This is a genomic window from Tabrizicola sp. (genome assembly GCF_016793705.1).
Taxonomy (GTDB): Bacteria; Pseudomonadota; Alphaproteobacteria; order Rhodobacterales; family Rhodobacteraceae; genus Tabrizicola.
This window is the reverse complement of sequence record NZ_JAEULO010000001.1, coordinates 120,939-141,536: the sequence shown is the minus strand read 5'-3', so window position 1 is coordinate 141,536 and position 20,598 is coordinate 120,939. Positions and strand designations below refer to the sequence as shown.

21 protein-coding genes and 1 tRNA gene are annotated in these 20,598 nt (G+C 65.2%); 13 read left to right on the top strand and 9 right to left on the bottom strand.

Annotation, left to right across the window (positions count from 1 at the left end; translation table 11 throughout):
* Positions 1-136: 136 nt before the first annotated feature.
* The 4 genes from JNJ68_RS00745 to JNJ68_RS00730 all read right to left on the bottom strand — a co-directional run bounded on the left by JNJ68_RS00745 (position 137) and on the right by JNJ68_RS00730 (position 3,115).
* Positions 137-565, bottom strand: coding sequence for a hypothetical protein (locus JNJ68_RS00745; protein ID WP_294977767.1), 429 nt, complete (start codon positions 563-565; stop codon positions 137-139).
* Between the two features lie 5 nt (positions 566-570).
* Complete coding sequence (locus JNJ68_RS00740; RefSeq protein ID WP_294977765.1) at positions 571-1,125, bottom strand: OmpA family protein; 555 nt, start codon at positions 1,123-1,125, stop codon at positions 571-573.
* A 183-nt stretch (positions 1,126-1,308) separates the two neighbouring features.
* Positions 1,309-2,628 carry a tRNA (N6-isopentenyl adenosine(37)-C2)-methylthiotransferase MiaB gene (miaB, locus tag JNJ68_RS00735; RefSeq protein WP_294977763.1) on the bottom strand — a complete coding sequence of 440 codons (1,320 nt, stop codon included), beginning with the start codon at positions 2,626-2,628 and terminating at the stop codon, positions 1,309-1,311.
* A 67-nt stretch (positions 2,629-2,695) separates the two neighbouring features.
* Positions 2,696-3,115 carry a GFA family protein gene (locus tag JNJ68_RS00730; protein WP_294977761.1) on the bottom strand — a complete coding sequence of 140 codons (420 nt, stop codon included), beginning with the start codon at positions 3,113-3,115 and terminating at the stop codon, positions 2,696-2,698.
* Between the two features lie 144 nt (positions 3,116-3,259).
* Between JNJ68_RS00730 and JNJ68_RS00725 the strand changes: the two genes are divergently transcribed.
* Positions 3,260-4,129 carry a hypothetical protein gene (locus JNJ68_RS00725; protein WP_294977803.1) on the top strand — a complete coding sequence of 290 codons (870 nt, stop codon included), beginning with the start codon at positions 3,260-3,262 and terminating at the stop codon, positions 4,127-4,129.
* 4 nt (positions 4,130-4,133) lie between these two features.
* Here the strand turns inward: JNJ68_RS00725 and irrA are convergent, their stop codons facing one another.
* Together irrA and JNJ68_RS00715 are read right to left on the bottom strand one after the other, a co-directional pair.
* Positions 4,134-4,544 carry an iron response transcriptional regulator IrrA gene (gene irrA, locus JNJ68_RS00720; RefSeq protein WP_294977758.1) on the bottom strand — a complete coding sequence of 137 codons (411 nt, stop codon included), beginning with the start codon at positions 4,542-4,544 and terminating at the stop codon, positions 4,134-4,136.
* Positions 4,545-4,629: 85 nt separating this feature from the next.
* Entirely contained in the window at positions 4,630-5,880 is a 1,251-nt protein-coding gene (locus JNJ68_RS00715) for an MFS transporter (protein ID WP_294977756.1), read from the bottom strand.
* Positions 5,881-5,968: 88 nt separating this feature from the next.
* On the opposite strand from JNJ68_RS00715, the gene fabA reads away from it, so the two are divergent.
* The 5 genes from fabA to JNJ68_RS00690 all read left to right on the top strand — a co-directional run bounded on the left by fabA (position 5,969) and on the right by JNJ68_RS00690 (position 9,873).
* Positions 5,969-6,478 carry a bifunctional 3-hydroxydecanoyl-ACP dehydratase/trans-2-decenoyl-ACP isomerase gene (fabA, locus tag JNJ68_RS00710; protein WP_294977754.1) on the top strand — a complete coding sequence of 170 codons (510 nt, stop codon included), beginning with the start codon at positions 5,969-5,971 and terminating at the stop codon, positions 6,476-6,478.
* An 85-nt stretch (positions 6,479-6,563) separates the two neighbouring features.
* Positions 6,564-6,926 (top strand): hypothetical protein, encoded by a 363-nt coding sequence (locus tag JNJ68_RS00705; protein WP_294977752.1) that lies wholly within the window; start codon positions 6,564-6,566, stop codon positions 6,924-6,926.
* A 92-nt stretch (positions 6,927-7,018) separates the two neighbouring features.
* Positions 7,019-8,248, top strand: coding sequence for a beta-ketoacyl-ACP synthase I (gene fabB / locus JNJ68_RS00700; protein ID WP_294977750.1), 1,230 nt, complete (start codon positions 7,019-7,021; stop codon positions 8,246-8,248).
* Positions 8,249-8,254: 6 nt separating this feature from the next.
* Positions 8,255-9,043 carry an enoyl-ACP reductase gene (locus tag JNJ68_RS00695; RefSeq protein ID WP_294977748.1) on the top strand — a complete coding sequence of 263 codons (789 nt, stop codon included), beginning with the start codon at positions 8,255-8,257 and terminating at the stop codon, positions 9,041-9,043.
* Positions 9,044-9,066: 23 nt separating this feature from the next.
* Positions 9,067-9,873 carry a hypothetical protein gene (locus JNJ68_RS00690; protein WP_294977746.1) on the top strand — a complete coding sequence of 269 codons (807 nt, stop codon included), beginning with the start codon at positions 9,067-9,069 and terminating at the stop codon, positions 9,871-9,873.
* On the opposite strand, the gene JNJ68_RS00685 is transcribed toward JNJ68_RS00690, so the two are convergent.
* The 3 genes from JNJ68_RS00685 to JNJ68_RS00675 all read right to left on the bottom strand — a co-directional run bounded on the left by JNJ68_RS00685 (position 9,837) and on the right by JNJ68_RS00675 (position 12,148).
* Positions 9,837-10,658 carry an intradiol ring-cleavage dioxygenase gene (locus JNJ68_RS00685; RefSeq protein WP_294977744.1) on the bottom strand — a complete coding sequence of 274 codons (822 nt, stop codon included), beginning with the start codon at positions 10,656-10,658 and terminating at the stop codon, positions 9,837-9,839. The genes JNJ68_RS00690 and JNJ68_RS00685 overlap by 37 nt on opposite strands.
* 183 nt (positions 10,659-10,841) lie before the next feature.
* Positions 10,842-10,915: transfer RNA gene (locus JNJ68_RS00680), tRNA-Gly, on the bottom strand.
* Positions 10,916-11,188: 273 nt separating this feature from the next.
* Entirely contained in the window at positions 11,189-12,148 is a 960-nt protein-coding gene (locus JNJ68_RS00675; RefSeq protein ID WP_294977742.1) for an alpha/beta fold hydrolase, read from the bottom strand.
* 101 nt (positions 12,149-12,249) lie between these two features.
* On the opposite strand from JNJ68_RS00675, the gene JNJ68_RS00670 reads away from it, so the two are divergent.
* The 7 genes from JNJ68_RS00670 to urtE all read left to right on the top strand — a co-directional run bounded on the left by JNJ68_RS00670 (position 12,250) and on the right by urtE (position 20,519).
* Positions 12,250-12,900: a TetR/AcrR family transcriptional regulator gene (locus JNJ68_RS00670; protein WP_294977740.1), complete on the top strand. Its 651-nt coding sequence runs from the start codon at positions 12,250-12,252 to the stop codon at positions 12,898-12,900.
* Positions 12,897-13,952 (top strand): saccharopine dehydrogenase NADP-binding domain-containing protein, encoded by a 1,056-nt coding sequence (locus tag JNJ68_RS00665; RefSeq protein WP_294977738.1) that lies wholly within the window; start codon positions 12,897-12,899, stop codon positions 13,950-13,952. Before JNJ68_RS00670 ends, JNJ68_RS00665 begins: the two co-directional genes overlap by 4 nt.
* 659 nt (positions 13,953-14,611) lie before the next feature.
* Complete coding sequence (gene urtA, locus JNJ68_RS00660) at positions 14,612-15,847, top strand: urea ABC transporter substrate-binding protein (protein ID WP_294977801.1); 1,236 nt, start codon at positions 14,612-14,614, stop codon at positions 15,845-15,847.
* A gap of 62 nt (positions 15,848-15,909) precedes the next feature.
* On the top strand, positions 15,910-17,850 hold the full coding sequence (gene urtB / locus JNJ68_RS00655) for an urea ABC transporter permease subunit UrtB (RefSeq protein ID WP_294977736.1): 1,941 nt from the start codon (positions 15,910-15,912) through the stop codon (positions 17,848-17,850).
* Between the two features lies 1 nt (position 17,851).
* A complete protein-coding gene (urtC, locus tag JNJ68_RS00650) occupies positions 17,852-19,084 on the top strand; it encodes an urea ABC transporter permease subunit UrtC (protein WP_294977735.1) in 1,233 nt (410 codons plus the stop codon).
* Positions 19,081-19,824: an urea ABC transporter ATP-binding protein UrtD gene (gene urtD, locus JNJ68_RS00645; protein ID WP_294977734.1), complete on the top strand. Its 744-nt coding sequence runs from the start codon at positions 19,081-19,083 to the stop codon at positions 19,822-19,824. The genes urtC and urtD overlap by 4 nt, the downstream gene beginning before the upstream one ends.
* Entirely contained in the window at positions 19,824-20,519 is a 696-nt protein-coding gene (gene urtE / locus JNJ68_RS00640; RefSeq protein WP_294977732.1) for an urea ABC transporter ATP-binding subunit UrtE, read from the top strand. The genes urtD and urtE overlap by 1 nt, the downstream gene beginning before the upstream one ends.
* Positions 20,520-20,598: the final 79 nt, after the last annotated feature.

Below are 20,598 nucleotides of genomic sequence, written 5' to 3'. Positions count from 1 at the left end.
CACGTCATCTGGCAAGTGAAACCCGATGACTGCACTAACTGTTGTATGGAAACATGCCATTTTCATGTCGGTTCCCGAAACCTGCCAAAGAAAAAGGCCCCGGACCAGCCGGGGCCTTCCGACGGAAGTCGTCCGTTCAGGTCTTCGGCTTTTGCTTCGCCGGTCCCGACACCCGGTCCGGTCCGGGCGCGCTGTCGGTCTCGTAGGGGCCAAGCACAGTTCCCGGCGGATATTTGCCGTCGCAGACCGGCAGTCCGGTCTTCGGGTCGAAACGCGGCGAGGAATAGCCCTCGACGCCGTCGTCGATAATCCACACCTGGCAGCCGTCCGGGTCATAGGCGATGGCCGCCTGACCGTCGACCAGGCCCGCATTGTCCTCGCCATAATCCTCGGCGGTGGCGATCACCGAATCCGGACCCGAATAGGGCTGCGTGCCCTCGAACACCTCATAGAACGACCGTCCGCAGCCGGAGACACCCGTCGCGACCAGAAGCGCGAGCCCCAGGCGCGTGAACCGCGTGCCGGTGCCCGTCCGAACCAGATCCGTCCTGTCTGCAAGCGTCATCACGGTCAGCCTTTCTTGCAGAGCACTTCGACACGGCGGTTCTTCGCCATGCCCTTCGCCGTCGCATTCGACGCTGCGGGCTGGCTTTCACCCAGGCCCGTGACGCTGTCGACCACCGCGCCGACCGAACGCGCGACATCGGCCACCGCCGCAGCCCGGGCTTCAGAGAGGCCCTGGTTGTAGGCGTCCGAGCCGCGGCTGTCGGTGTGCCCGGTGATCGCATAGGAGAAAGCCGCGGTCTGGCGGAAATACTGCTCCAGCTTCGAGCGCCCGGACGCCGTCAGGGTGGCGCTGGCGGTGGCGAAGTAGGTGTCGGTGCTTTCGGTCAGGCAGCTGACCTGTTTCAGGCAGACGGGCTTGCCGGTCTTCGGGTCGCGGCGCGGCACCATGTAGCCCTCGGTCCCGCCATCGGCCCACCAGTGCTGGCAGCCATCGCGGTCGATCCAGACGCCCCATTCGATCTTGCCCGAGACAGCGGGCTCGTTGCCCTCGGCCTCAGCCGTCGGTGCCAGGGCCAGGCAACCGCCGACCACACAGGCAGCCAGGGCGTGCCGAAGCATGCTCCTCAGATTCATCAATGCCCACACTCCTCGATCTCGACCCGGCCGAGTCATTCCTGGTGTCGGAGGCAATAAAGCAGATCAATTCGGTCAGCGAGAAGGAATTCTTCGGGCAAGCGATCTTTTTGCGGCGATTTTTCGCAGCACACCGACAATCATGCGCTTGAGCAACAGTCCACCGGATCAGCTTGCGGGACCGACCGGCTCTGCCGCGAGCGAATTGGCCGCCGAAGCGGTCACCCGCACCCGCTGAAGCTGGCCTACCCGGCCTTCGGGATGCTCGACATGCACCGCGTGCAGGTGATCGGACTTGCCGACCATCTGTCCGGGCTTCCGTCCCGTCTTTTCGTACAACACCTGCACCTCGCGCCCGACCATCGCCTCCTGCGCCGCGTGTTGCTGGGCGGTGATCAGCCCCTGCAATTCCTGGAGCCTGGCATCCGCCTCCTCGGCTGCGACCGGAGGCTTTTCCGCCGCCGGGGTGCCGGGCCGCGCCGAATACTTGAAACTGAAGGCCGCCCCGAAGCCGACCGCGCGGATCAGGTCAAGCGTCGCCCGGAAATCGGCGTCCGTCTCGCCGGGGAAGCCGACGATGAAGTCCGAGGACAGCAAGATATCGGGCCGCGCGGCACGGATGCGATCCACCAGACGCAGATAGGATTCGGCGGTATGCTTGCGGTTCATCGCCTTCAGGATGCGGTCCGATCCCGACTGCACCGGGAGATGCAGGTAGGGCATCAGTTCGCGCAGATCGCCATGCGCGGCGATCAGGTCGTCGTCCATGTCGTTCGGGTGGCTGGTGGTGTAGCGGATGCGCGCAAGTCCCTCGACCTTGGCCAGTTCCCGTACAAGCCGGGCAAGACCCCAGCTGCCCCCCGGTCCCTCGCCATGGTAGGCGTTGACGTTCTGGCCCAAGAGCGTGATCTCGCGCACCCCCTGCATCACCAGCCCCCGTGCCTCGTCCAGAAGACGCGCGACCGGGCGGCTGACCTCCGCCCCGCGGGTATAGGGCACCACGCAGAAGGCGCAAAACTTGTCGCAGCCCTCCTGAACGGTCAGGAAGGCTGTCGGCCCCCGCAGGGCCTTCCTTTCGGGCAGCAGCGTAAACTTGTCCTCGACCGGGAAGTCGGTGTCCACGACACGCCCGCCGCCTTCCACCATCGCCGGCAGGCGATGATAGGCCTGCGGCCCCACAACAAGGTCCACCACCGGCGACCGGCGCAGGATCTCCTCGCCCTCGGCCTGCGCCACGCAGCCTGCGACGCCGACCTTCATCCCCGGCCTTTCCGCCTTCAGCGCCCGCAGGCGCCCGAGGTCGGAATACAGCTTCTCGGACGCCTTTTCCCGGATATGGCAAGTGTTCAGAAGCACCATGTCGGCCTCTTCCACCACATCGGTCGTGACATAGCCCTTCGCGCCCAGCGCTTCCGCCATGCGCTCGCTGTCATAGACGTTCATCTGGCAGCCGTAGGTCTTGACGAAAAGCTTCTTCACATCGGTCATGCGGGTCGCACCATCAGGGGATGGACCGGGCATCTACACCCATCCGCCCGGACCGGCAACGCCGCGATCAGCCCGCCGCCGTCACCACGCCCGGCCCGTCTCCAGCATACTGCGGCAACCCGTCGTCGATCCGGTAGAACTCCGGCCGCCCCTCGGTGCAGATGTGATAGCCCGGATGCAGGCAGTCCGGCCGGTCGAAGGCCCCGGCGAGCACGGCGTAGCGCGCCTCGCCGTTCGGCTTCCAGAACAGGAGCGTCCCGCAGGTGGCACAGAAGCCCCGCTTCGCAAAACCCGAGGCCGCGAACCAGGTGATGTGCTCGGCGCCCGACAGGTCCAGCGCCACCGCCGCCACGCTGGTCGCAGCGAAATAGAGGCCCGACTGCCTCCGGCACTGCGAGCAGTGGCAGAAGATCACCTCGCGCAGCGGCCCCCTCGTGGTGAACCGCACCTTGCCGCAGAGGCATCCGCCCCTCTCGACCTGATCCATCGCATCCTCCCTGATCCGCCCCCCAGTGTCACCCGGTCCGCGCGGGACAGCCTGTCGCCGCCGACCGATCCCGATGCCTTCGCGACACCTTGCATCGCCGGCCCGGATCGCCGACTCTGCCGCTCGACCCCGACCGGACCCATGATGCGCTATCCCAGCCTTGCCGACCTTCTCGACCGAAAGCGCGCCGATCTGGGCCGCGGCCCGCTGTCGCTGGTCCTGGCCGAGGATAATGTCGCCCTGGACGAAACCCTTGCCCACCAGCAGAAATGCGGCTTCCGCGACGTGGTTCTGCTGGCCCCCGAAGGCGTCATCGTCGCGGCCGGTCTCGAAGATCGAATCCACATCGTCACCCATGACGTCTTCGCCGAAGGCGCGCTGGTCCAGGCGGTGAACGCGGTGATCGCCCGGCTTCCCGGTACCTGGCTGCACTACTGCCACAACGCCGAATTCCTGTTCTTCCCCTTCCGCGAGACGCGCCGAATCCGCGAACTCCTTACCTTCCACGCCGAGGAGCGGCGCGAGGCGATGCTGACCTATGTGATCGATCTCTATGCGGGCGACCTGGACCGGAACCCCGACGGGGTCGCGCTGGACGATGCCTGGCTCGACCGGAAGGGCTATTACGCGCTGGCCCGCAAGGACCCCGCGAACGACTGGCAGCCCAAGGACCGGCAACTCGATTTCTTCGGCGGGTTGCGCTGGCGGTTCGAAGAGCACATCCCCCATGCCCGGCGCCGGATCGACCGCATCTCGCTCTTCCGCGCCAAGCCGGGCTTGAGGCTTTTGCCCGACTTCACGCTCAATGACGAGGAGATGAACACCTATTCCTGCCGCTGGCACCACAATCTGACCGCCGCGGTCTGCTCCTTCCGCACCGCCAAGGCGCTGCGCACCAACCCCGGCTCGCGCCATGCGATCCCGACCTTCCGCTGGCCGAATTCGGTCAGGTTCGACTGGACCAGCCAGCAGTTGATGGATCTTGGCCTGATGGAACCCGGCCAGTGGTTCTGAGGCCTCAGGCCTTGCGCAGGCGGATCACCACATCGACGCGGCTGACCGCCATGCCCGCAGGGACCTGCGGCAGAGCGGCGATCTCCAGCTCTTCCGCCGGGGCGTCGGTCAGCGTGTGGCTGTCTTCCCAATAAAAATGCGGATGGTCATCGGTGCGGGTGTCGAAATAGCTTTTCGAGCCGTCAACCACCACCTCGTTCATCAACCCGGCGTCGCAGAAGGCGCGCAGCGTGTTGTAGACCGTGGCCAGGCTGACCTTCTCGTCCGCGCCCAGGGACAGCGCATACAGACTTTCCGCGGTCACGTGACGGTTCATGCCGTCGCCGACCAGCAGTTCGGCCAGCGCAAGCCGCTGCCGCGTGGGGCGCAGGCCCCCCGCCTTCAACCACTCTGCGCTGCGTTCCGTTCCGGTCAAACGCCCGTCCCCAAGGTCGCCCCTGACGTTGCTTTCCCTGATATAGGGCCGCAAACCCGACTGTTTCAATGCGGAATCGTCCGGATCAGCGGGAAATTGCGGCAAATCCGCGCGCAATCGCCCGCCAGACCAGGAGCGTGACCAGAACAGAACCCACTCCGGCCACCCAGAACGGCAGCACCAGCGCCGTGCCACGGGGAACGACCGCCTCGCCCAGCGACACCACCAGCCCGGACAGGACCAGCCCCAGCGGCATCATCCCCCAGGCCAGAAGCCGGTAAAGACTGTTCACCCGGCCCAGCAGCGCATCCGGGATCAACCGCTGCCGCGTGCTGACCGAGACGACGTTCCAGACGAAGCTGCAGAACTCCATCGCCGCGAAGGCCAGGCCCAGCGTCCAGGCCCCCGGCGCCAGACCCATCGCCAGAAAGCTTGGCCCGGACACCGCTAGCATCGCCTGCATCGTCCGCACCGGCCCCAGCCGTGCTGCGATCCGCTCGCCCAGAAGGCTTCCCAGGATGCCCCCCACCGCGCCTCCCGCCAGAGTCAGGCCATAGACCTGCGCCGAAAGCCCCAGGTTCTCCTGCGCGTGGAGGACCAGCGCGACGGCGATCATGTTTCCGAACAGGTTCCAGAACCCCGTCGTCAGCGCCAGCACCTGCAACAGCGGCACCCCGCGCAGGAAGGCGATCCCCTCGCCCAGCTCGGCCCGCCAGCCCCGCCGGTCCGCCCGCACCGCCCGGAACTGCCCCGCCAGCCCCGCCACCAGCAGCATCGCCAGCCCATAGGCCGCCGCGTTCAGCCCGAAGGCCAAGGGCAGCCAGAGCCCGATCAGGAATGCCCCCAGCGCCGGGCCTATCAACGCATTGGTCAGCAACTCCGCGCTCCAGAGCTGGCCGTTCGCCCGTTCCAGCCTCCCGGGCGGCACCAGTGCAGGCAGCATGGTCTGTGCCGCATTGTCGCGAAAGACCTCGGCGCCGCCCACGACGAAGGCCGCCAGCAGCAGGGACCAGTAGAGAACCGGCGCCGACACCCCCTTCTCCGGCGCGACCCCCAAGGGCAGCGCCACCCACAAGGCCAAAGCCGCCCCCAGGAAGGCCATCGCCCGCAGCGCATCCATCGTCAGGATCAGCCGCCGCCGGTCCACCCGGTCCGTCACCAGCCCGGCGGGCAGTGCCAGCAGGAACCAGGGCAGCCGCAGCGCCACCGGCACCAGCGCGACCAAGAGCGCATCCCGCGTCAGGAGCGAGGCGATCCACGCCCAGGCCACCACCGCCACCCCGTCCGCCAGGTTGGTCATCCCGCTTGCTGTGATGAACCGCTGCAACGCCGTCATGCTCAGCCCCTCAATAGTCCGCCAGACTTGCCAGTCTTCGCCCGCGAATGCTAGGGAGGGTGAAGGGGCAAATGGGGGACCACAAGGGATGGCGTCGTATCCGACCTTCTTCGACAAGGAAGCGCTTCTCGCCTGTTCGCGGGGCGAGCTTTTCGGCCCCGGCAACGCCCAGCTTCCCGCGCCGCCGATGCTGATGATGGACCGGATCACCGACATTTCCGAAGACCGGGGCGAACACGGCAAGGGCCATGTCGTCGCCGAGTTCGACATCACCCCCGACCTCTGGTTCTTCGCCTGCCACTTTCCCGGCAACCCGATCATGCCCGGCTGCCTCGGGTTGGACGGGCTCTGGCAGCTCACCGGCTTCAACCTCGGCTGGCGCGGCTGGCAGGGGCGCGGCTATGCGCTTGGCGTGGGCGAGGTCAAGCTGACCGGCATGGTCCGCCCCGATCGCAAGAAGCTTACCTACAAGGTGGACTTCACCAAGGCGCTCCAGACCCGCCGCCTGACCATGGGCGTCGCCGACGGCATCGTCGAGGCCGACGGCGAGGTGATCTACATCGTCAAGGACATGAAGGTCGCGCTGAGCGAGGCGTGAGGTCAGAAATCGCCATCACAAGGCATTTCGCTCGTGCTAGCGTGCCCCCACGATGGTTGGTTATTTCAGGAAACTCCCAAGGTCGATGTGGCTCGTCTGGATCGCCATCCTGGCCGCCGTCTCAGTCTACATCATGCTGAATGACCAGCCATCGCGGGGCATTGGATTGCTGGTGTTCCTGTCCAGTTTCTATGTCGGCATTCTGCTGGGCAGCCTAGTGGGGCACTTCCTCGGCTTGGCACTTCGACTCTCTGCCCCGGTTTGCGCACGACTGTCTGCGTCATTATCCGCGTTTGGCTTTCTTTTCCTCCCATCACTTGTGGGTACATGGACGAATGCGCACCTGAACACGGGCATCGAAATACCGTCTCTGGTCCTGGTCTTCCTTTGGGCCTGCATCGGTGGGGGAGTTTTTTTTCTCGTCAGGGCGCGAGAAGCCAAAAAGTAACCTCATGGGCATCGACCACCGCCCTCCCCCAACCTCCTTGCCCCCTCACCCCCTCTCCCGTAAACAGGCCTTGAGTTACCAAGGGAGGCCCCATGCGCCGCGTCGTCATCACCGGGATCGGGATCGTCTCGTCCATCGGCAACAATGCCGCCGAGGTGGAGGCCAGCCTCCGCGCCGGGAAATCCGGCATCGTCTTCGCCCCCGACTATGCCGAGCACGGCTTCCGCTGCCGGGTCCACGGCGCGCCGAACATCGTGCTGGAAGACCATATCGACAAGCGCGACCTGCGCTTCATGGGCGACGGCGCGGCCTATACCTTCATCGCCATGGACCAGGCGGTGAAGGACTCCGGCCTCTCGGACTCCGACATCTCCAACGACCGCACCGGGATCATCGTCGGCTCCGGCGGACCCTCCACCAAGTCCTTCTTCAAGGCCCACAACATCGTCCGCGAGACCGGCAGCCCCAAGCGCATCGGCCCCTTCGGCGTGACCAAGGGCATGTCCTCCACCGTCTCGGCCTGCCTCGCCACCCCCTTCAAGATCCGGGGCGTCAACTACTCGATCACCTCCGCCTGCTCCACCTCGGCCCACTGCATCGGCAACGGCACCGAACTGATCCAGATGGGCAAGCAGGACATCGTCTTCGCCGGCGGAGGCGAGGAACTGGACTGGACGCTCTCCTGCCTCTTCGACGCCATGGGCGCCATGTCCTCGAAATACAACGACGCGCCGGAGACCGCCTCCCGCACCTATGACGCCAACCGCGACGGTTTCGTCATCGCGGGCGGCGGCGGCATCGTGGTGCTGGAAGAACTGGAACACGCCCTCGCCCGCGGCGCGAAGATCTACGGCGAAGTCACCGGCTACGGCGCGACTTCCGACGGCTATGACATGGTCGCCCCCTCGGGCGAAGGCGGCGAGCGGGCAATGCGGCTGGCGCTCTCCACCCTGCCGCAGGGCCGCAAGATCGACTACATCAACTCGCACGGCACCTCGACCCAGGTCGGCGACGTGACCGAGGTAGAGGCGATCCGCCGTGTCTTCGGACGCGGCAGCACTCCCCCCATCGCCTCGACCAAGTCGCTGACCGGCCACTGCCTCGGCGGCGCGGGCGTGTGGGAGGCGATCTATTCGCTCCTCATGCTGAACGGCGATTTCATCGCCGCCTCGGCCAATGTCGTCACGCTCGACCCCGCGCTCGACAAGGGCGAGATCGTGACCACGCTCCGCGAAGGGGTGAAGCTCGACTCGGTCCTTTCGAACAGCTTCGGCTTCGGTGGCACCAACGCCACCCTCGTCATGTCCAAATACCTCGGGTAACGCATCATGGCCGAACTGATGAAGGGCAAGCGCGGGCTTGTCATGGGTGTGGCGAACGACCGCTCGATCGCCTGGGGCATCGCCTCGGCACTGGCCGCCGAAGGGGCGGAGCTGGCCTTCAGCTACCAGGGCGAAGCCTTCGGCAAACGGGTGCAGCCCCTTGCCGCCTCGGTCGGGTCGGATTTCCTGATCGACGTCGACGTGACCAACGAAGACAGCCTCGACGCCTGCTTCGGCGAGGTCGGCCGCCGCTGGGGGTCGCTGGATTTTGTGGTCCACGCCATCGCCTTCTCCGACAAGACCGAACTGACCGGCCGCTTCATCAACACCACCAAGGGCAACTTCCTGAATTCGCTGAATATCTCCTGCTTCAGCTTCATCGACGTGGCCCGCCGCGCCGAGCCCCTGATGACCGGGGGCGGCACGCTGATCACCCTGACCTTCCAGGGCTCGAACAAGGTGGTGCCCAATTACAACGTGATGGGCGTCGCCAAGGCGGCGCTGGAATCGGCCACCCGCTACCTGGCGAACGACCTCGGCCCGCAGCGGATCAGGGTCAACGCCATCTCGCCCGGCCCGATGAAGACGCTGGCCGGATCGGCCATCGGCGGCGCGCGGGCCACCTACCGCCACACCGAGGACAACACGCCCTTGCGCTCCAACGCCACGCTGGAAGCGATCGGCGGCACCGCGGTCTGGCTCTGCTCGGACTACGGGGCCTGCACCACCGGCGAGATCGTCCATGTCGACGGCGGCTTCCACGTCCTCGGGATGCCGCAGGCCGACAACCTCTAGCCCCCCGCCCGGAGGGCAGGACCATGACGCCAGAGCCGCGCTATCTCGACGGACCGGCGGATCACGGTCTGACCTTTTCGGTCTGCTCGCTGGTCCGCGATGGCTGGAAATACGACCGCCTGCGCGAGTCCTTCCTGCGTTGCGGCTTCACGCCCGCGACCACCGAATTCCTGGCCGCCGACAACCGCAGCGGCAACCGGCTGGACGGCTATGCCTGGCACAAGGCGCTCTTGCCCGAGGCGCGGGGCCGGTATGTGATCTTCTGCCACGACGACGTGGAACTGATCGAGGAGGGCGCAGCGCATCTTTTGTCCTGCCTCGACGATCTGGACCGCCGCGATCCGTCCTGGCTGCTGGCCGGGGTGGCCGGGGGCCTGTGGCGGGCAAAGGCGCAAGGCGCTCCGCCGCTGGCCTTGCACATCTCGGACCCGTTCGGAAACGACCGCCGCCGCGGCCAGCTTCCCGCCCGGGTCGAGTCGCTGGACGAATGCTTCATCCTGATGCGGCGCGCGCGCCCGGTGCTCAGCTCGCATGACCTGAGCGGGTTCCACTTCTACGGCCCCGACCTCTGCCTTCAGGCGGAACTCTCGGGCGGCAGCGCCTATGCCATCGACTTCCACCTGCGCCACCACGGCAAGGGCGTGCGGGGGCCGGAGTTCCGTGCCGCCCGCCGCGCCTTCATCCGCAAGTATCAGGCCTTCTTTCCCGGCCGGACGCTGCATTGCACGACCGGCTCGATCCTGCTTTCCGGGCAGGACCCGGACCCCGCCTCCGAGGCGGCCAGTCCCGAAGGTCAGACCACCAGCCCGACCCGCCCGCTGGCCCGATAGCCCGTTGCCGGATCGCCGGTCAGGACCAGCATCTGCGCGGCCAGTTCCACCTCCGACGCGTCCCGGAAGATCCCGTCACCCGCCAGGCTCACCCGGTCCAGGTTTCCCACGCTCGCCGCATACAACGGCTGCGTGCGATAGACCGCCCGGCATACCGCTTCCGGCAGGGCGAACTGGCTGGTCAGCAGCGCAGCCTTCCCCGAGACCGCCATCTCGGCGCTGGAGAAGACCTCGAAATGGATATGCGGCCAGCGCCCGTCATAGCAGGCCGGGAAGATGGTGGTGAAGCGCACGCGGCCCGCCGCATCGGTGATCCCCACCCCGCGCAGGTAGTTGCGGTCCCCTGCGGCATAGATCGAATAGATGCCCTCGGCGTCGCAGTGCCAGACATAGACCGCCATCCCGCCCAGGGGCGTGCAGGCCCGCCCGACATCGACCAGCGTGATCTCCAGCGTGACCGGCACGCCCTCGGCCACCGGGGTCAGCCCGCCAATGCTGGTGCGAATGTCCTCGCGGATCACGCCCTCTTCCGTCAGGATGTTGACCACCTGCCCTTCGCGGACATTGGTGCCGTCCGCCGGGAACGGCCCCTCGGTTTCCGCCGGGTTCGCCACGCAGACCGACCCGTCCGCCGCCGTGCCCGTCACCGTCGCCGCCCGGCCCCGCGCGGCCCAGAGCGACAGCGCCGCGCCACCCATCGCCAGCCCCGTCACCAGAACCCGCCGCCGCGTCAGATGCGGCAGATCGGCAGCAAGCCCCTCCGGCCCGTGGTCGTGATGGCTCATGCGCAGGTCTCCTTCGTTCCTGTACCATCATACGGACGGAAGATGACATTCCGTCGCCGGTCCCGGTGGGGCAGCTGCGGAAAGTCCTGACAAACCGTTAAGTCCCACGCGTAACCCGTTGAAATCATGTCAGCGCAGAGACTTGTCCACGCGGACAGAGCGGGACATCAAAGAGGGAGAGCATGGAGCGGGCGGCGGGAATCGAACCCGCGTCTCTAGCTTGGAAGGCTAGGGTCTTACCATTACACAACGCCCGCTCTGATCTCGGTAGGTATTCGGACCTAGTGGGCTCGTCAAGGCGCGACCTTCTGATCAGCGCGCCATCAGGAGTCTTTGAGGGGCTAGAAAAGGGCGGAAAGCAGACTGACGGTGGTGCGGCATAGCGGCGGTAGCATGCTCAGCATATTGTCAAATTCTACGCGACGCTCGACGGTTTGTGAGCTGTGCTGATCCGCAACTAGATCGGTCGATATTGGGCCGCAGTTCGGTCTGGGGCTGCCCGTTGGTGTGAGCAGCCTCTCGCTTCGTTCTCAACCCTCGGCGCATTTGCGGGCGAACGGAACGATGGCATCGTGCATCTGTCGCAGGCCCGGCTGCTCGATCGGGTAGTGCCCGGCATTGTCGAGCATGACTTTGCTCACCGGGACCTTGGCAACCCGGTCGAGGAAGAGATTGCTCAGATGCAGCGGCGTCCAGTTGTCCTCGGCCGGCTGTGTCAGCAGGATCGGGCAAACGTCGAAATCTCCCGGCTCCTGAGCAGGTACATAGTCGGCATAGCTGGCGAGAAAGGCCATCGAAACCCAGTTCCCGGCCGAGGTGCGGTCCGCGTAGAAGGCCCGAAGCGCCCGCCCGTCGTTCACGAGCGCGCGCATCTTGCTGGCGAGGGACATCGGCATCCGCAGCGATCCAAGCCCAATCTTGTTGGCCAGCCGCACCTGCGGCATACCGATCCTGTTCATTAGCTTGTTATGGGCGGTTTCATCGCTGACCTGCGGGATCCGCTGATCGAGGAAGGTCATGCCGACGATCCCCTTGACCTTCCGGTTCAGCGCCGCCGCGTGATAGGTCAGCATGCCGCCCGCGCTGAGGCCGTAGAGCACGATGGGCCGTGGGTCGCGCGCCAGCTCGGCGTCGATGAAATCGCTCGCCGCCGCCACCCAGTCGTCATAGGTCACCGTGACGCCGCGCGCGACCTTGGTGACGCCATAGCCCGGCATGTCGATCGCCACCGTCTCGAACCCGCTCCGGGCGAGCGGCGCGCCGAGAATCGTCGACATCTGGCGACCGTTGGTGCCAACGCCGTGGAACAAGATCACCTTGATCGGGGCGTCCGGATCGCGAAAGCGGTCGAGGTGAATGCTGTGTCCGCGCCAGTCCCACCATTCTTCGGCGGGCATGTCGTCAGGGCCGAGCCGGTATTCCGGCGGCAGGAAGCCCTGAATGGTCCGCCAAGCGGGCTGGGCATCGTATCCTTGGGGGTGATCATTCATCTCGAAACTCCTGGTAAGCGGCGGATAGGGTTGCCTTGGTGCAGAATAAATCCTACATATGTTGGATAATGCACAAAGTCAACATTTGTTGGATTTGGTCCATGACTGACAAAAAACAGAATGAAAACAATCGACAATCCCGTGGTCCAGTTCAGGCGCGGTCGCAAAAGCGAATCGACGCGGCCATTGCCGCCGCCGAAGAACTGCTGGTGGAAGTGGGGCCGGACAAGACATCCATCCCCGAGATCGCCTCTCGGGCTGACGTGCCGCGCACGACGATCTATCAGTACTTTCCGGACAAATACGCGCTGTTCGCGCATATGGCCGAGAGTCAGTATGGACGGATCGCCGACGCCATCGGCGAGGCCACCGCCGGGGCCGAGAACACACATTGGCATGAGCTCGTCGGCATCGTGGTGGAGGCCGTGGCCGCCTTTTACAACGCCAACCAGGTCGCTGCGATCCTGCTGCTCTTGGGTCCTTTCGGGAGCGCGGACGGTGCCGCCCATATCGAGAAAGACAAGCTGCTGGCCGATCTGTTCCGTGCCCGCCTGAAGCTTGGCAGCGAAGGTGGCGGCGATACCGCGCCGCCATTGGACAGGATCACACTGGCCATCCAGATCGCCTTTGCCTGCCTGCGCTGGGGCTACATGCTCGATCGTCGCCTGTCGCCGGCGATCCGCGCCGAGGCGGTTCGGGCCACCATCGCTTATATCACGCCTTTCGTCGAAGACGGCGGGCGCCAATCATGAGTGCCGATCGGCCTTGGATGATCTACGGCGCAAACGGCTACACGGGCGAGCTGGTGGTGCGCGAAGCGGTGCGCCGTGGCCTTCGACCAGTAATCGCAGGGCGCAGCGCGGCCAGGCTGGTTCCTCTGGCGGAGGAGTTGGACCTGCCTTGGCGTGCCTTCGGCGTCGAACAAGCCTCGGACGAGATACGGGACATGGTGGCGGTCCTGAACTGTGCAGGCCCGTTCTCTGCGACCGCAGCACCATTGGTAAACGCCTGTCTCGATGCGCGCGCCCACTACATCGACATTACTGGCGAAATCTCTGTGTTTCAGGCGTGCCACGCGCTCGATGCGCGCGCCCGGGAGGCCGGGGTCGTGCTCTGCCCGGGTGCCGGTTTCGACATCGTGCCGACTGATTGCCTGGCGGCGATGCTGAAGGAACGCCTACCGGGCGCGCGTAGCATCGATCTGGCCTTCTCGTTCGGCACACGGCCAAGTATCGGGACAGCCCGCACCATCATCGAAGCCATCGGCGCCGGTGGGCTGATCCGCCGCGATCACCAACTGACTCCCGTCGCCAACGGCTATCGCATCCGGCGCATCGCCTTTCCCGAAGGAGAACGCTGGACAGTCACGATCCCGTGGGGCGACGTCTATACGGCGGGCATTTCCACGGGCGCACCTGAAGGCATGGTCTATACCGCACTGCCGCTCGCCCTCGCCCTGTTCATCAAGCTCTCCAGCCCCCTGCGCGGCCTCATGGAGACCGGCTGGGCGCAGCGCCGGCTCGATCATGTCGCGAACCGCCTGTTCAGCGGCGGACCGGATACGGAGGCCCGCGCACGGCAACGCACCGAGTTCTGGGGCGAGGCTCTCGATCCCTCGGGAAATCGTGTCGCCGCGACGATATCGGCTCCCAACGTCTATGCCCTGACCGCCGACACGGCCCTGGCAATGACCGTGCATTGCCTGACGCAGACCGGACAGTCGGGATATTTCACGCCGTCGATGTTGCTGGGCGCCGGGTTCATCGCCTCGCGCCCAGGAGTAGAGGTCGCCATTCTCGGCTAAATCCGGAAGATCCTCTTGGCTTTCGGTCGTGGTGCCCGCGTCGGACAGCAGGTTGCTTACTATACCGGTCCAGACTCGACCCGGAATGAAACCAATCTCGCTGCAAGGCTCCGATTTGCACGCGAGACATTCTACGCCGCGGACAAAGGGCGGTAAGCGGACATTCCCATGCAAGTAGCCGTTGTCCGTAATCATCAGCGCTCCGATAGCGAACCCAACGGCACCTCGGCGGCAATGCGGCCGCAGAGCTGACCTGAACCATCTGATGTGCCAGACACGAATCACGAAGTCGGGTTGTGTTTGCGGCCTTCCGGCATCGCCTTTTCGAACAGCCTGTTTTCTGCGCTGCAGCAAAATAACCCAGCCAGAAAATTGTTCATCTGATCCCATGCGGGAAGAAGCCGAACGGGCCGCGTTTTATCGCGTTGAACCTGTTCTGTCCTCTGGCTCCCTTGATGTGTCTCGCGGTCGGAGTGTCGAGCCGAGGCCCTAAGGAAATGCTGGTCCTCAGCTACCTGAGGCATTGAAACAAACTAGCGGTCTGCTCGGCGGGCGGGATCGTCTTGATCGGCGAAACGCAACTGCAGGGCTTGAACAGGGGAAATGCAATGAAACTGACCAGACGCGCACTCTTGGCCACCGGGATTGCCTCGTTTGCCATGCCTCGCATCGCCATTGCCGAAGGCGAAACCATCAAGATCGGCGTCCTGCACTCGCTTTCGGGCACGATGGCGATCTCGGAAACCACGCTGAAAGACACCATGCTGATGCTGATCGAAGCCCAGAACGCCAAGGGCGGGCTTCTGGGCAAGCAGCTTGAGGCGGTTGTGGTCGATCCGGCGTCGGACTGGCCCTTGTTCGCCGAAAAGGCGCGCGAACTGCTCACCGTGTCCAAGGTGGACGTGATGTTTGGCTGCTGGACTTCAGTCAGCCGAAAATCCGTGCTGCCGGTTATTGAGGAGCTGAACGGCCTTCTGTTCTACCCCGTCCAGTATGAGGGCGAGGAAAGCTCGAAGAACGTGTTCTACACCGGTGCAGCACCCAACCAGCAGGCGATCCCGGCGGTGGACTATTACCTGAACGAGCTTGAGGTGAAGAAATTCGCGCTTCTGGGCACCGATTACGTCTATCCGCGCACCACGAACAACATCCTTGAGGCCTACCTGATCTCGAAGGGCATTCCGAAAGAAGACATCTTCGTCAACTACACCCCCTTCGGCCACAGTGACTGGTCCAAGATCGTGGGCGACGTGGTGGCACTGGGGGCCGATGGCAAGAAGGTGGGCGTGATCTCCACCATCAACGGCGATGCCAACATCGGCTTTTACAAGGAACTGGCGGCAGCCGGGGTCACCGCCGACACGGTGCCGGTCGTCGCCTTCTCGGTCGGAGAGGAAGAGCTTTCGGGCCTAGACACCACCAACCTTGCCGGCCATCTGGCCGCCTGGAACTACTTCATGTCAGCAGATACCCCGGAAAACGCGGCCTTCATCGCCGCCTGGAAGGCCTTCATCAAGGACGACAAGCGCGTGACGAACGACCCGATGGAGGCGCATTACATCGGTTTCAACATGTGGGTGAATGCGGTGACGGCCGCCGGCACGACCGAGGTTGATGCGGTCTCGGCCGCAATGATCGGGCAGGAGTTTCCGAACTTGACCGGCGGGATGTCCAAGATGCTGCCGAACCACCACCTGACGAAGCCGGTGCTGATCGGCGAGATCCGCGCCGATGGCCAGTTCGACATCATCAGCCAGACCGAGCCGGTCCCCGGCGATGCCTGGACCGACTACCTGCCGGAATCGGCGGTGCTTGAGGCAGACTGGGCCGAGCTGAAGTGCGGTATGTACAACACCGAGACCAAGACCTGCGTTCAGCTGACCTCGAACTACTGATCTGCCTCGGGCGAGAGGGGGCCCTCCCCCCTCTCGCGTCTTGCCCTGTGCTCGGAAACCCCATGCGCCTGACCGCCCTCCTTGCTGCGGCCCTGTTCTGGCTTGCGCCCGTGCCTGCCCTGGCCGAGGGCGAAGCAGCGGCAATTGTCGCGGCGAACCGCGATCAAATCGAAAAGCCCTCGCGTCAGAGCATTGGACAGGTGGTCACCGCCCTTGCCGCCAGCGGCGATCCTATGGCCGACGACATCCTTGCCGCCTGGGCGGAGAAGCGGCTGGTGGTGCGCAAGGCGGATCAGGCCCTGTTTCTGGCGACACCCGAGGGCGACGGATTCGCTCTGACCGCCCTTGATGGCACCCCTGCAGGGACAGCCGCAAAGGCCGAGTTGACCGCCCTGAAGCCCAATGCCGGGGTGCGCAGCGTCATCTCGTCGGCACTGGTGCAGTTCACGCTGTCCGATCCTGACCCCGCAAAGCGCCGCGCCGCGCTGGACAGCATCGCCCGCGACACATCCCCCGAAACGCTGGCTCCGCTCAGGGCCTCGATCCCGACCGAGGACGACCCGGGCCTGCGGGCACAGAAAGAGCGGCTGGAGCGCATTTTGGCCCTGCGCTTCGACCCCGACAGCGCCGCCCGCGTGGCGGCGATCCGCGCGCTTGGCACCGACACCGCGCTGGACACCCGCGCCGCGCTGAACCCTTTGGTCGCCACTACCCGCATCGCCGCCCTAAAGGCCCCCGGTGGAAACGTCGCCCGCGTGCTGGTCCCCGGCCGCGATCTGACCGAGGCCGAGGCCTATGATCTGCTGGTAGCCGCCAACCTTGCCCCGGCGCGGCTGACTGCCGAAGACCAGCGGGCCGCACTTGTGGCAAACATCGTCGAAGGCAAGGTCGGCGGCGTGCCGGTGGCCGATCTGAACACCGAAGCCGCTCGCGACCGCGCCTATACCGCGCTTGAGGCATCGGGCGCGGTCCCGGTTGCCGCCACCGATGACGAGGCCGCAAAGGTGCTGGCCGCGCACCGGTTCTACGACGTCTTCACCGAGCCCGATCCTGCGGTCACCACCGCCGCCACCGACGCTTTGGCAAAGATCGACCGCAAGGTGGCCGCAATGCAGGCGGTCGATCTGGGGCTCGATGCGCTGTCCCTGGCCGCGATCTACTTCCTTGCCGCTATCGGCCTTGCCATCACCTTCGGCGTCATGGGCGTGATCAACATGGCGCATGGCGAGTTCATCACCATCGGCGCCTATACCGGCTATGTGGTGCAGCTTTTCGTGCCCGATTACACGCTTTCGCTGCTGGTTGCGCTGCCCCTGGCCTTTGCGGTGACCTTCGCGGCCGGTGTGGCGATGGAGCGTCTGGTGATCAGCCATCTTTACAGGCGGCCCCTAGAAACGCTTCTCGCCACCTTCGGCATCTCGATCGCGCTGCAGCAGATACTGAAGAACGTCTTCGGGACGCAAGCCCGCCCGCTGACCGCCCCGGCCTGGCTCGACGGTGCGCTCACCTTCAATGACGTGGTCTCGATCAGCTATATCCGAATCGCGATCTTCCTTCTCGCGCTTCTGTTCCTTCTGTTCTTTCTCTGGCTGATGAAGCGGACCCGGCTTGGGCTGGAGGCGCGCGCCGTGACCCAGAACCCTGCCATGGCGGCCTCGATGGGGATCAACCCGGACCGCATAGCCATGCTGACCTTCGGCCTTGGGTCCGGAATCGCCGGGATCGCGGGTGTCGCCATCGGGCTTTATGCCAAGGTCACCTCGGAAATGGGCGCCGACTACATCGTGCAAAGCTTCATGACCGTGGTCGTGGGCGGGGTCGGCAATGTCTGGGGCACGCTGGCCGGGGCCACGATGATTGGGTCCTTGCAAAAGCTGATCGAGTTCCTGAACCCCTCTAACACCCTTGCGGCGCAGACCTACATGATCCTCTTCATCATCCTTTTCATCCAGTTCCGGCCGCGCGGCATCATCGCGCTGCGCGGGCGAGCGGCGGGGGATTGACATGACCCGATCCTTCCTTGCCCGCACCCCCTCGGTCCTGATCTTCCTTGCCGCTCTTGCCGTTTTCACCCTTGCCATCACGCTTCTCTCCGAAGGCTTCGGCGCGGGGCTGATCTCCACCTCTTTCGTCAAGACGCTGGGCAAGACGCTGTGCCTTTGCCTTGTCGCCCTGGCGATGGATCTGGTCTGGGGTTATGCCGGCATCCTTTCGCTGGGCCACATGGCGTTCTTTGCGCTTGGCGGCTACATGATCGGCATGTGGCTGATGTATGCCCGGACCGAAGAGATCGTGGTCACGGCGCTGGCGCAGGGCGGCCTCCCGGCAACGCCCGAGGAAGTGCAACAGGGCATCGCCACCCAGATCTTCGGCGTCGTCGGCTCGTCCGAGCTGCCTGCGATCTGGACCTTCGCGCACAGCCTGCCCCTGCAGCTGACCCTGGCGCTGTCGGTTCCCGGCCTGCTGGCGTTGGTCTTCGGCTGGCTCGCGTTCCGGGCCCGCGTGACCGGGGTTTACCTCTCGATCCTGACGCAGGCGATGACGCTGGCGCTGGCGCTTTACCTTTTTCAGAACGACAGCGGCTTGCGCGGCAACAACGGGCTCTCCGGCCTGCAGAACCTCCCGGGTCTGACGGATACCTCGCAGGATCTGGTCTCGGTCTGGTTCTTCTGGGCCTCGGCACTGGCGCTTGGGCTTGGCTATCTGGCGCTGGCCTGGGTTGTCTCGGGCAAGTTCGGATCGGTGATCCGTGCCATCCGCGATGACGAGGCGCGGGTGCGCTTCCTTGGCTACCCGGTCGAGGCCTACAAGCTTTTCGTCTTCACCCTGACCGCCCTGGTCGCAACGCTGGCGGGCGTGCTTTACTACCCGCAGGCCGGGATCATCAACCCGGCGGAACTGGCCCCGATCGCCTCGATCTACCTTGCCGTCTGGGTCGCCATCGGCGGACGTGGGCGGCTGTACGGCGCGGTGATCGGTGCGGGTTTCGTGTCGCTGCTCTCAAGCCTTTTCACCTCGGGTCGCCTGCCTGACATCCCCCTCGGCCCCGTCAGCATTGCCTGGGTGGACTGGTGGCTGGTGATCCTCGGGTTCAGCTTCGTTGCGGTCACGCTTCTTGCCCCAAAAGGCATCGGCGGCCTTTTCGACCGCTTCCTGCATATCGGCACCCCCGACCGCAAGGGTGCGCCCCTGGGCCCCGATGACGGCAGCCTGCAGGAACAGGAGGCGCAGGAATGACCGCGCTTCTTGAGGTTTCCGGCGTCTCTGTTTCTTTCGACGGCTTCCGCGCCATCAACAACCTGTCCTTCTCGATCGGCCCCGCCGAGCTGCGCGCCATCATCGGCCCGAACGGCGCCGGCAAGACCACTTTCATGGATATCATCACCGGCAAGACCCGGCCCGACAGCGGCACCGTCACTTTCGGCCCCCGGTCGATCTCGCTTCTGGGTCTGAACGAGGCCCGCATCGCCCGCGAAGGCATCGGTCGCAAGTTCCAGCGTCCGACCGTGTTCGAGGATCAGACCGTCGAGGCCAACCTGATCCTCGCGCTGAAGGCCGCGCGCAGCCCGTGGAAGGTGCTGTTCTGGTCGCCGAAACCCGCCGACCTGGCCCGTGTTCGCGCGCTGGCCAATGAGGTGGGCCTCAGCGGCCATCTGCAGCGCAAATCGGGCGAGCTGTCCCACGGCCAGAAGCAATGGCTGGAGATTGCGATGCTTCTGGCGCAGGAACCCCGGCTCTTGCTGGTGGACGAACCGGTCGCCGGCATGACCCCGGCCGAGCGCGCGCAGACCACCGACCTTCTGGTCAATCTGGCGCAAGACCGCGCCGTCGTCGTGGTGGAGCATGACATGGATTTCGTCCGCCGCCTGGACTGCCGGGTGACAGTGCTGCATGAGGGCGCGGTTCTGGCGGAAGGCAGCCTCGACCATGTCACCCGCGACCCGCAGGTGGTCAGCGTCTATCTGGGGCGCGGGTGATGCTGGAAACCACCGGCCTCACCTTGCACTACGGCGGCAGCCAGATCCTGCACGGCATCGATTTCGCCGCGAAGACCGGCGAAATCACCTGCATTCTCGGCCCGAACGGGGTGGGCAAGACCTCCTTTCTCAAGGCCCTGGCCGGCACGCACCCCCGGTCCGGCGGCCAGATCGTGCTGAACGGCGAAAGCCTGCCCCCGGTCCGCGCGCAAGACATGGCCCGGCGCGGCCTTGCCGTCGTCCCGCAGGGCCGGATGATCTTTCCCCTGCTGTCGGTGCGCGAAAACTTGCACACTGCCTTTGCCGTCCTGCCAAAGGCCGAGCACCGGATTCCGGATGAGATTTTCGGTTATTTCCCGATCCTGCGGGATTTCCTGCACCGGCGCGGCGGCGATCTTTCCGGCGGGCAGCAACAGCAACTGGCCATTGCCCGCGCGCTGATCATGCGGCCAAGGGCGCTGCTGCTGGACGAGCCGACCGAAGGCATCCAGCCCAACATCATCCAGGAGATCGGCGAGGTCTTGAAGGCGCTGAAAGCCCGGGGCGACATGGCGATCGTGCTGGTCGAGCAGTTTTTCGAGTTCGCCTACCAACTGGCCGACCAGATCTATGTCATGCGCCGCGGCGCGGTCTCGGCCTCGGGCCGGACCGGCGAATTCGACAAGGCCGCGCTCAGGGCTGCGGTTTCGGTCTAGCGCAGGTTACGCGTTTCCATATGGCCTGCTGCATCATTGCCAAGCCCTTCTCGGCAAATCCGAATGTCCGCAAAGGGCC

Excerpts from the sequence above, each read along its gene's own strand:
- JNJ68_RS00745 (WP_294977767.1), bottom strand. The coding sequence starts at position 565 with ATGACGCTTGCAGACAGGACGGATCTGGTTCGGACGGGCACCGGCACG.
- JNJ68_RS00740 (WP_294977765.1), bottom strand. The coding sequence starts at position 1,125 with ATGCTTCGGCACGCCCTGGCTGCCTGTGTGGTCGGCGGTTGCCTGGCC.
- miaB (WP_294977763.1), bottom strand. The coding sequence starts at position 2,628 with ATGACCGATGTGAAGAAGCTTTTCGTCAAGACCTACGGCTGCCAGATG.
- JNJ68_RS00730 (WP_294977761.1), bottom strand. The coding sequence starts at position 3,115 with ATGGATCAGGTCGAGAGGGGCGGATGCCTCTGCGGCAAGGTGCGGTTC.
- JNJ68_RS00725 (WP_294977803.1), top strand. The coding sequence starts at position 3,260 with ATGCGCTATCCCAGCCTTGCCGACCTTCTCGACCGAAAGCGCGCCGAT.
- JNJ68_RS00715 (WP_294977756.1), bottom strand. The coding sequence starts at position 5,880 with ATGACGGCGTTGCAGCGGTTCATCACAGCAAGCGGGATGACCAACCTG.
- fabA (WP_294977754.1), top strand. The coding sequence starts at position 5,969 with ATGGCGTCGTATCCGACCTTCTTCGACAAGGAAGCGCTTCTCGCCTGT.
- JNJ68_RS00705 (WP_294977752.1), top strand. The coding sequence starts at position 6,564 with ATGTGGCTCGTCTGGATCGCCATCCTGGCCGCCGTCTCAGTCTACATC.
- fabB (WP_294977750.1), top strand. The coding sequence starts at position 7,019 with ATGCGCCGCGTCGTCATCACCGGGATCGGGATCGTCTCGTCCATCGGC.
- JNJ68_RS00695 (WP_294977748.1), top strand. The coding sequence starts at position 8,255 with ATGGCCGAACTGATGAAGGGCAAGCGCGGGCTTGTCATGGGTGTGGCG.
- JNJ68_RS00690 (WP_294977746.1), top strand. The coding sequence starts at position 9,067 with ATGACGCCAGAGCCGCGCTATCTCGACGGACCGGCGGATCACGGTCTG.
- JNJ68_RS00685 (WP_294977744.1), bottom strand. The coding sequence starts at position 10,658 with ATGAGCCATCACGACCACGGGCCGGAGGGGCTTGCTGCCGATCTGCCG.
- JNJ68_RS00675 (WP_294977742.1), bottom strand. The coding sequence starts at position 12,148 with ATGAATGATCACCCCCAAGGATACGATGCCCAGCCCGCTTGGCGGACC.
- JNJ68_RS00670 (WP_294977740.1), top strand. The coding sequence starts at position 12,250 with ATGACTGACAAAAAACAGAATGAAAACAATCGACAATCCCGTGGTCCA.
- JNJ68_RS00665 (WP_294977738.1), top strand. The coding sequence starts at position 12,897 with ATGAGTGCCGATCGGCCTTGGATGATCTACGGCGCAAACGGCTACACG.
- urtA (WP_294977801.1), top strand. The coding sequence starts at position 14,612 with ATGCCTCGCATCGCCATTGCCGAAGGCGAAACCATCAAGATCGGCGTC.
- urtB (WP_294977736.1), top strand. The coding sequence starts at position 15,910 with ATGCGCCTGACCGCCCTCCTTGCTGCGGCCCTGTTCTGGCTTGCGCCC.
- urtC (WP_294977735.1), top strand. The coding sequence starts at position 17,852 with ATGACCCGATCCTTCCTTGCCCGCACCCCCTCGGTCCTGATCTTCCTT.
- urtD (WP_294977734.1), top strand. The coding sequence starts at position 19,081 with ATGACCGCGCTTCTTGAGGTTTCCGGCGTCTCTGTTTCTTTCGACGGC.
- urtE (WP_294977732.1), top strand. The coding sequence starts at position 19,824 with ATGCTGGAAACCACCGGCCTCACCTTGCACTACGGCGGCAGCCAGATC.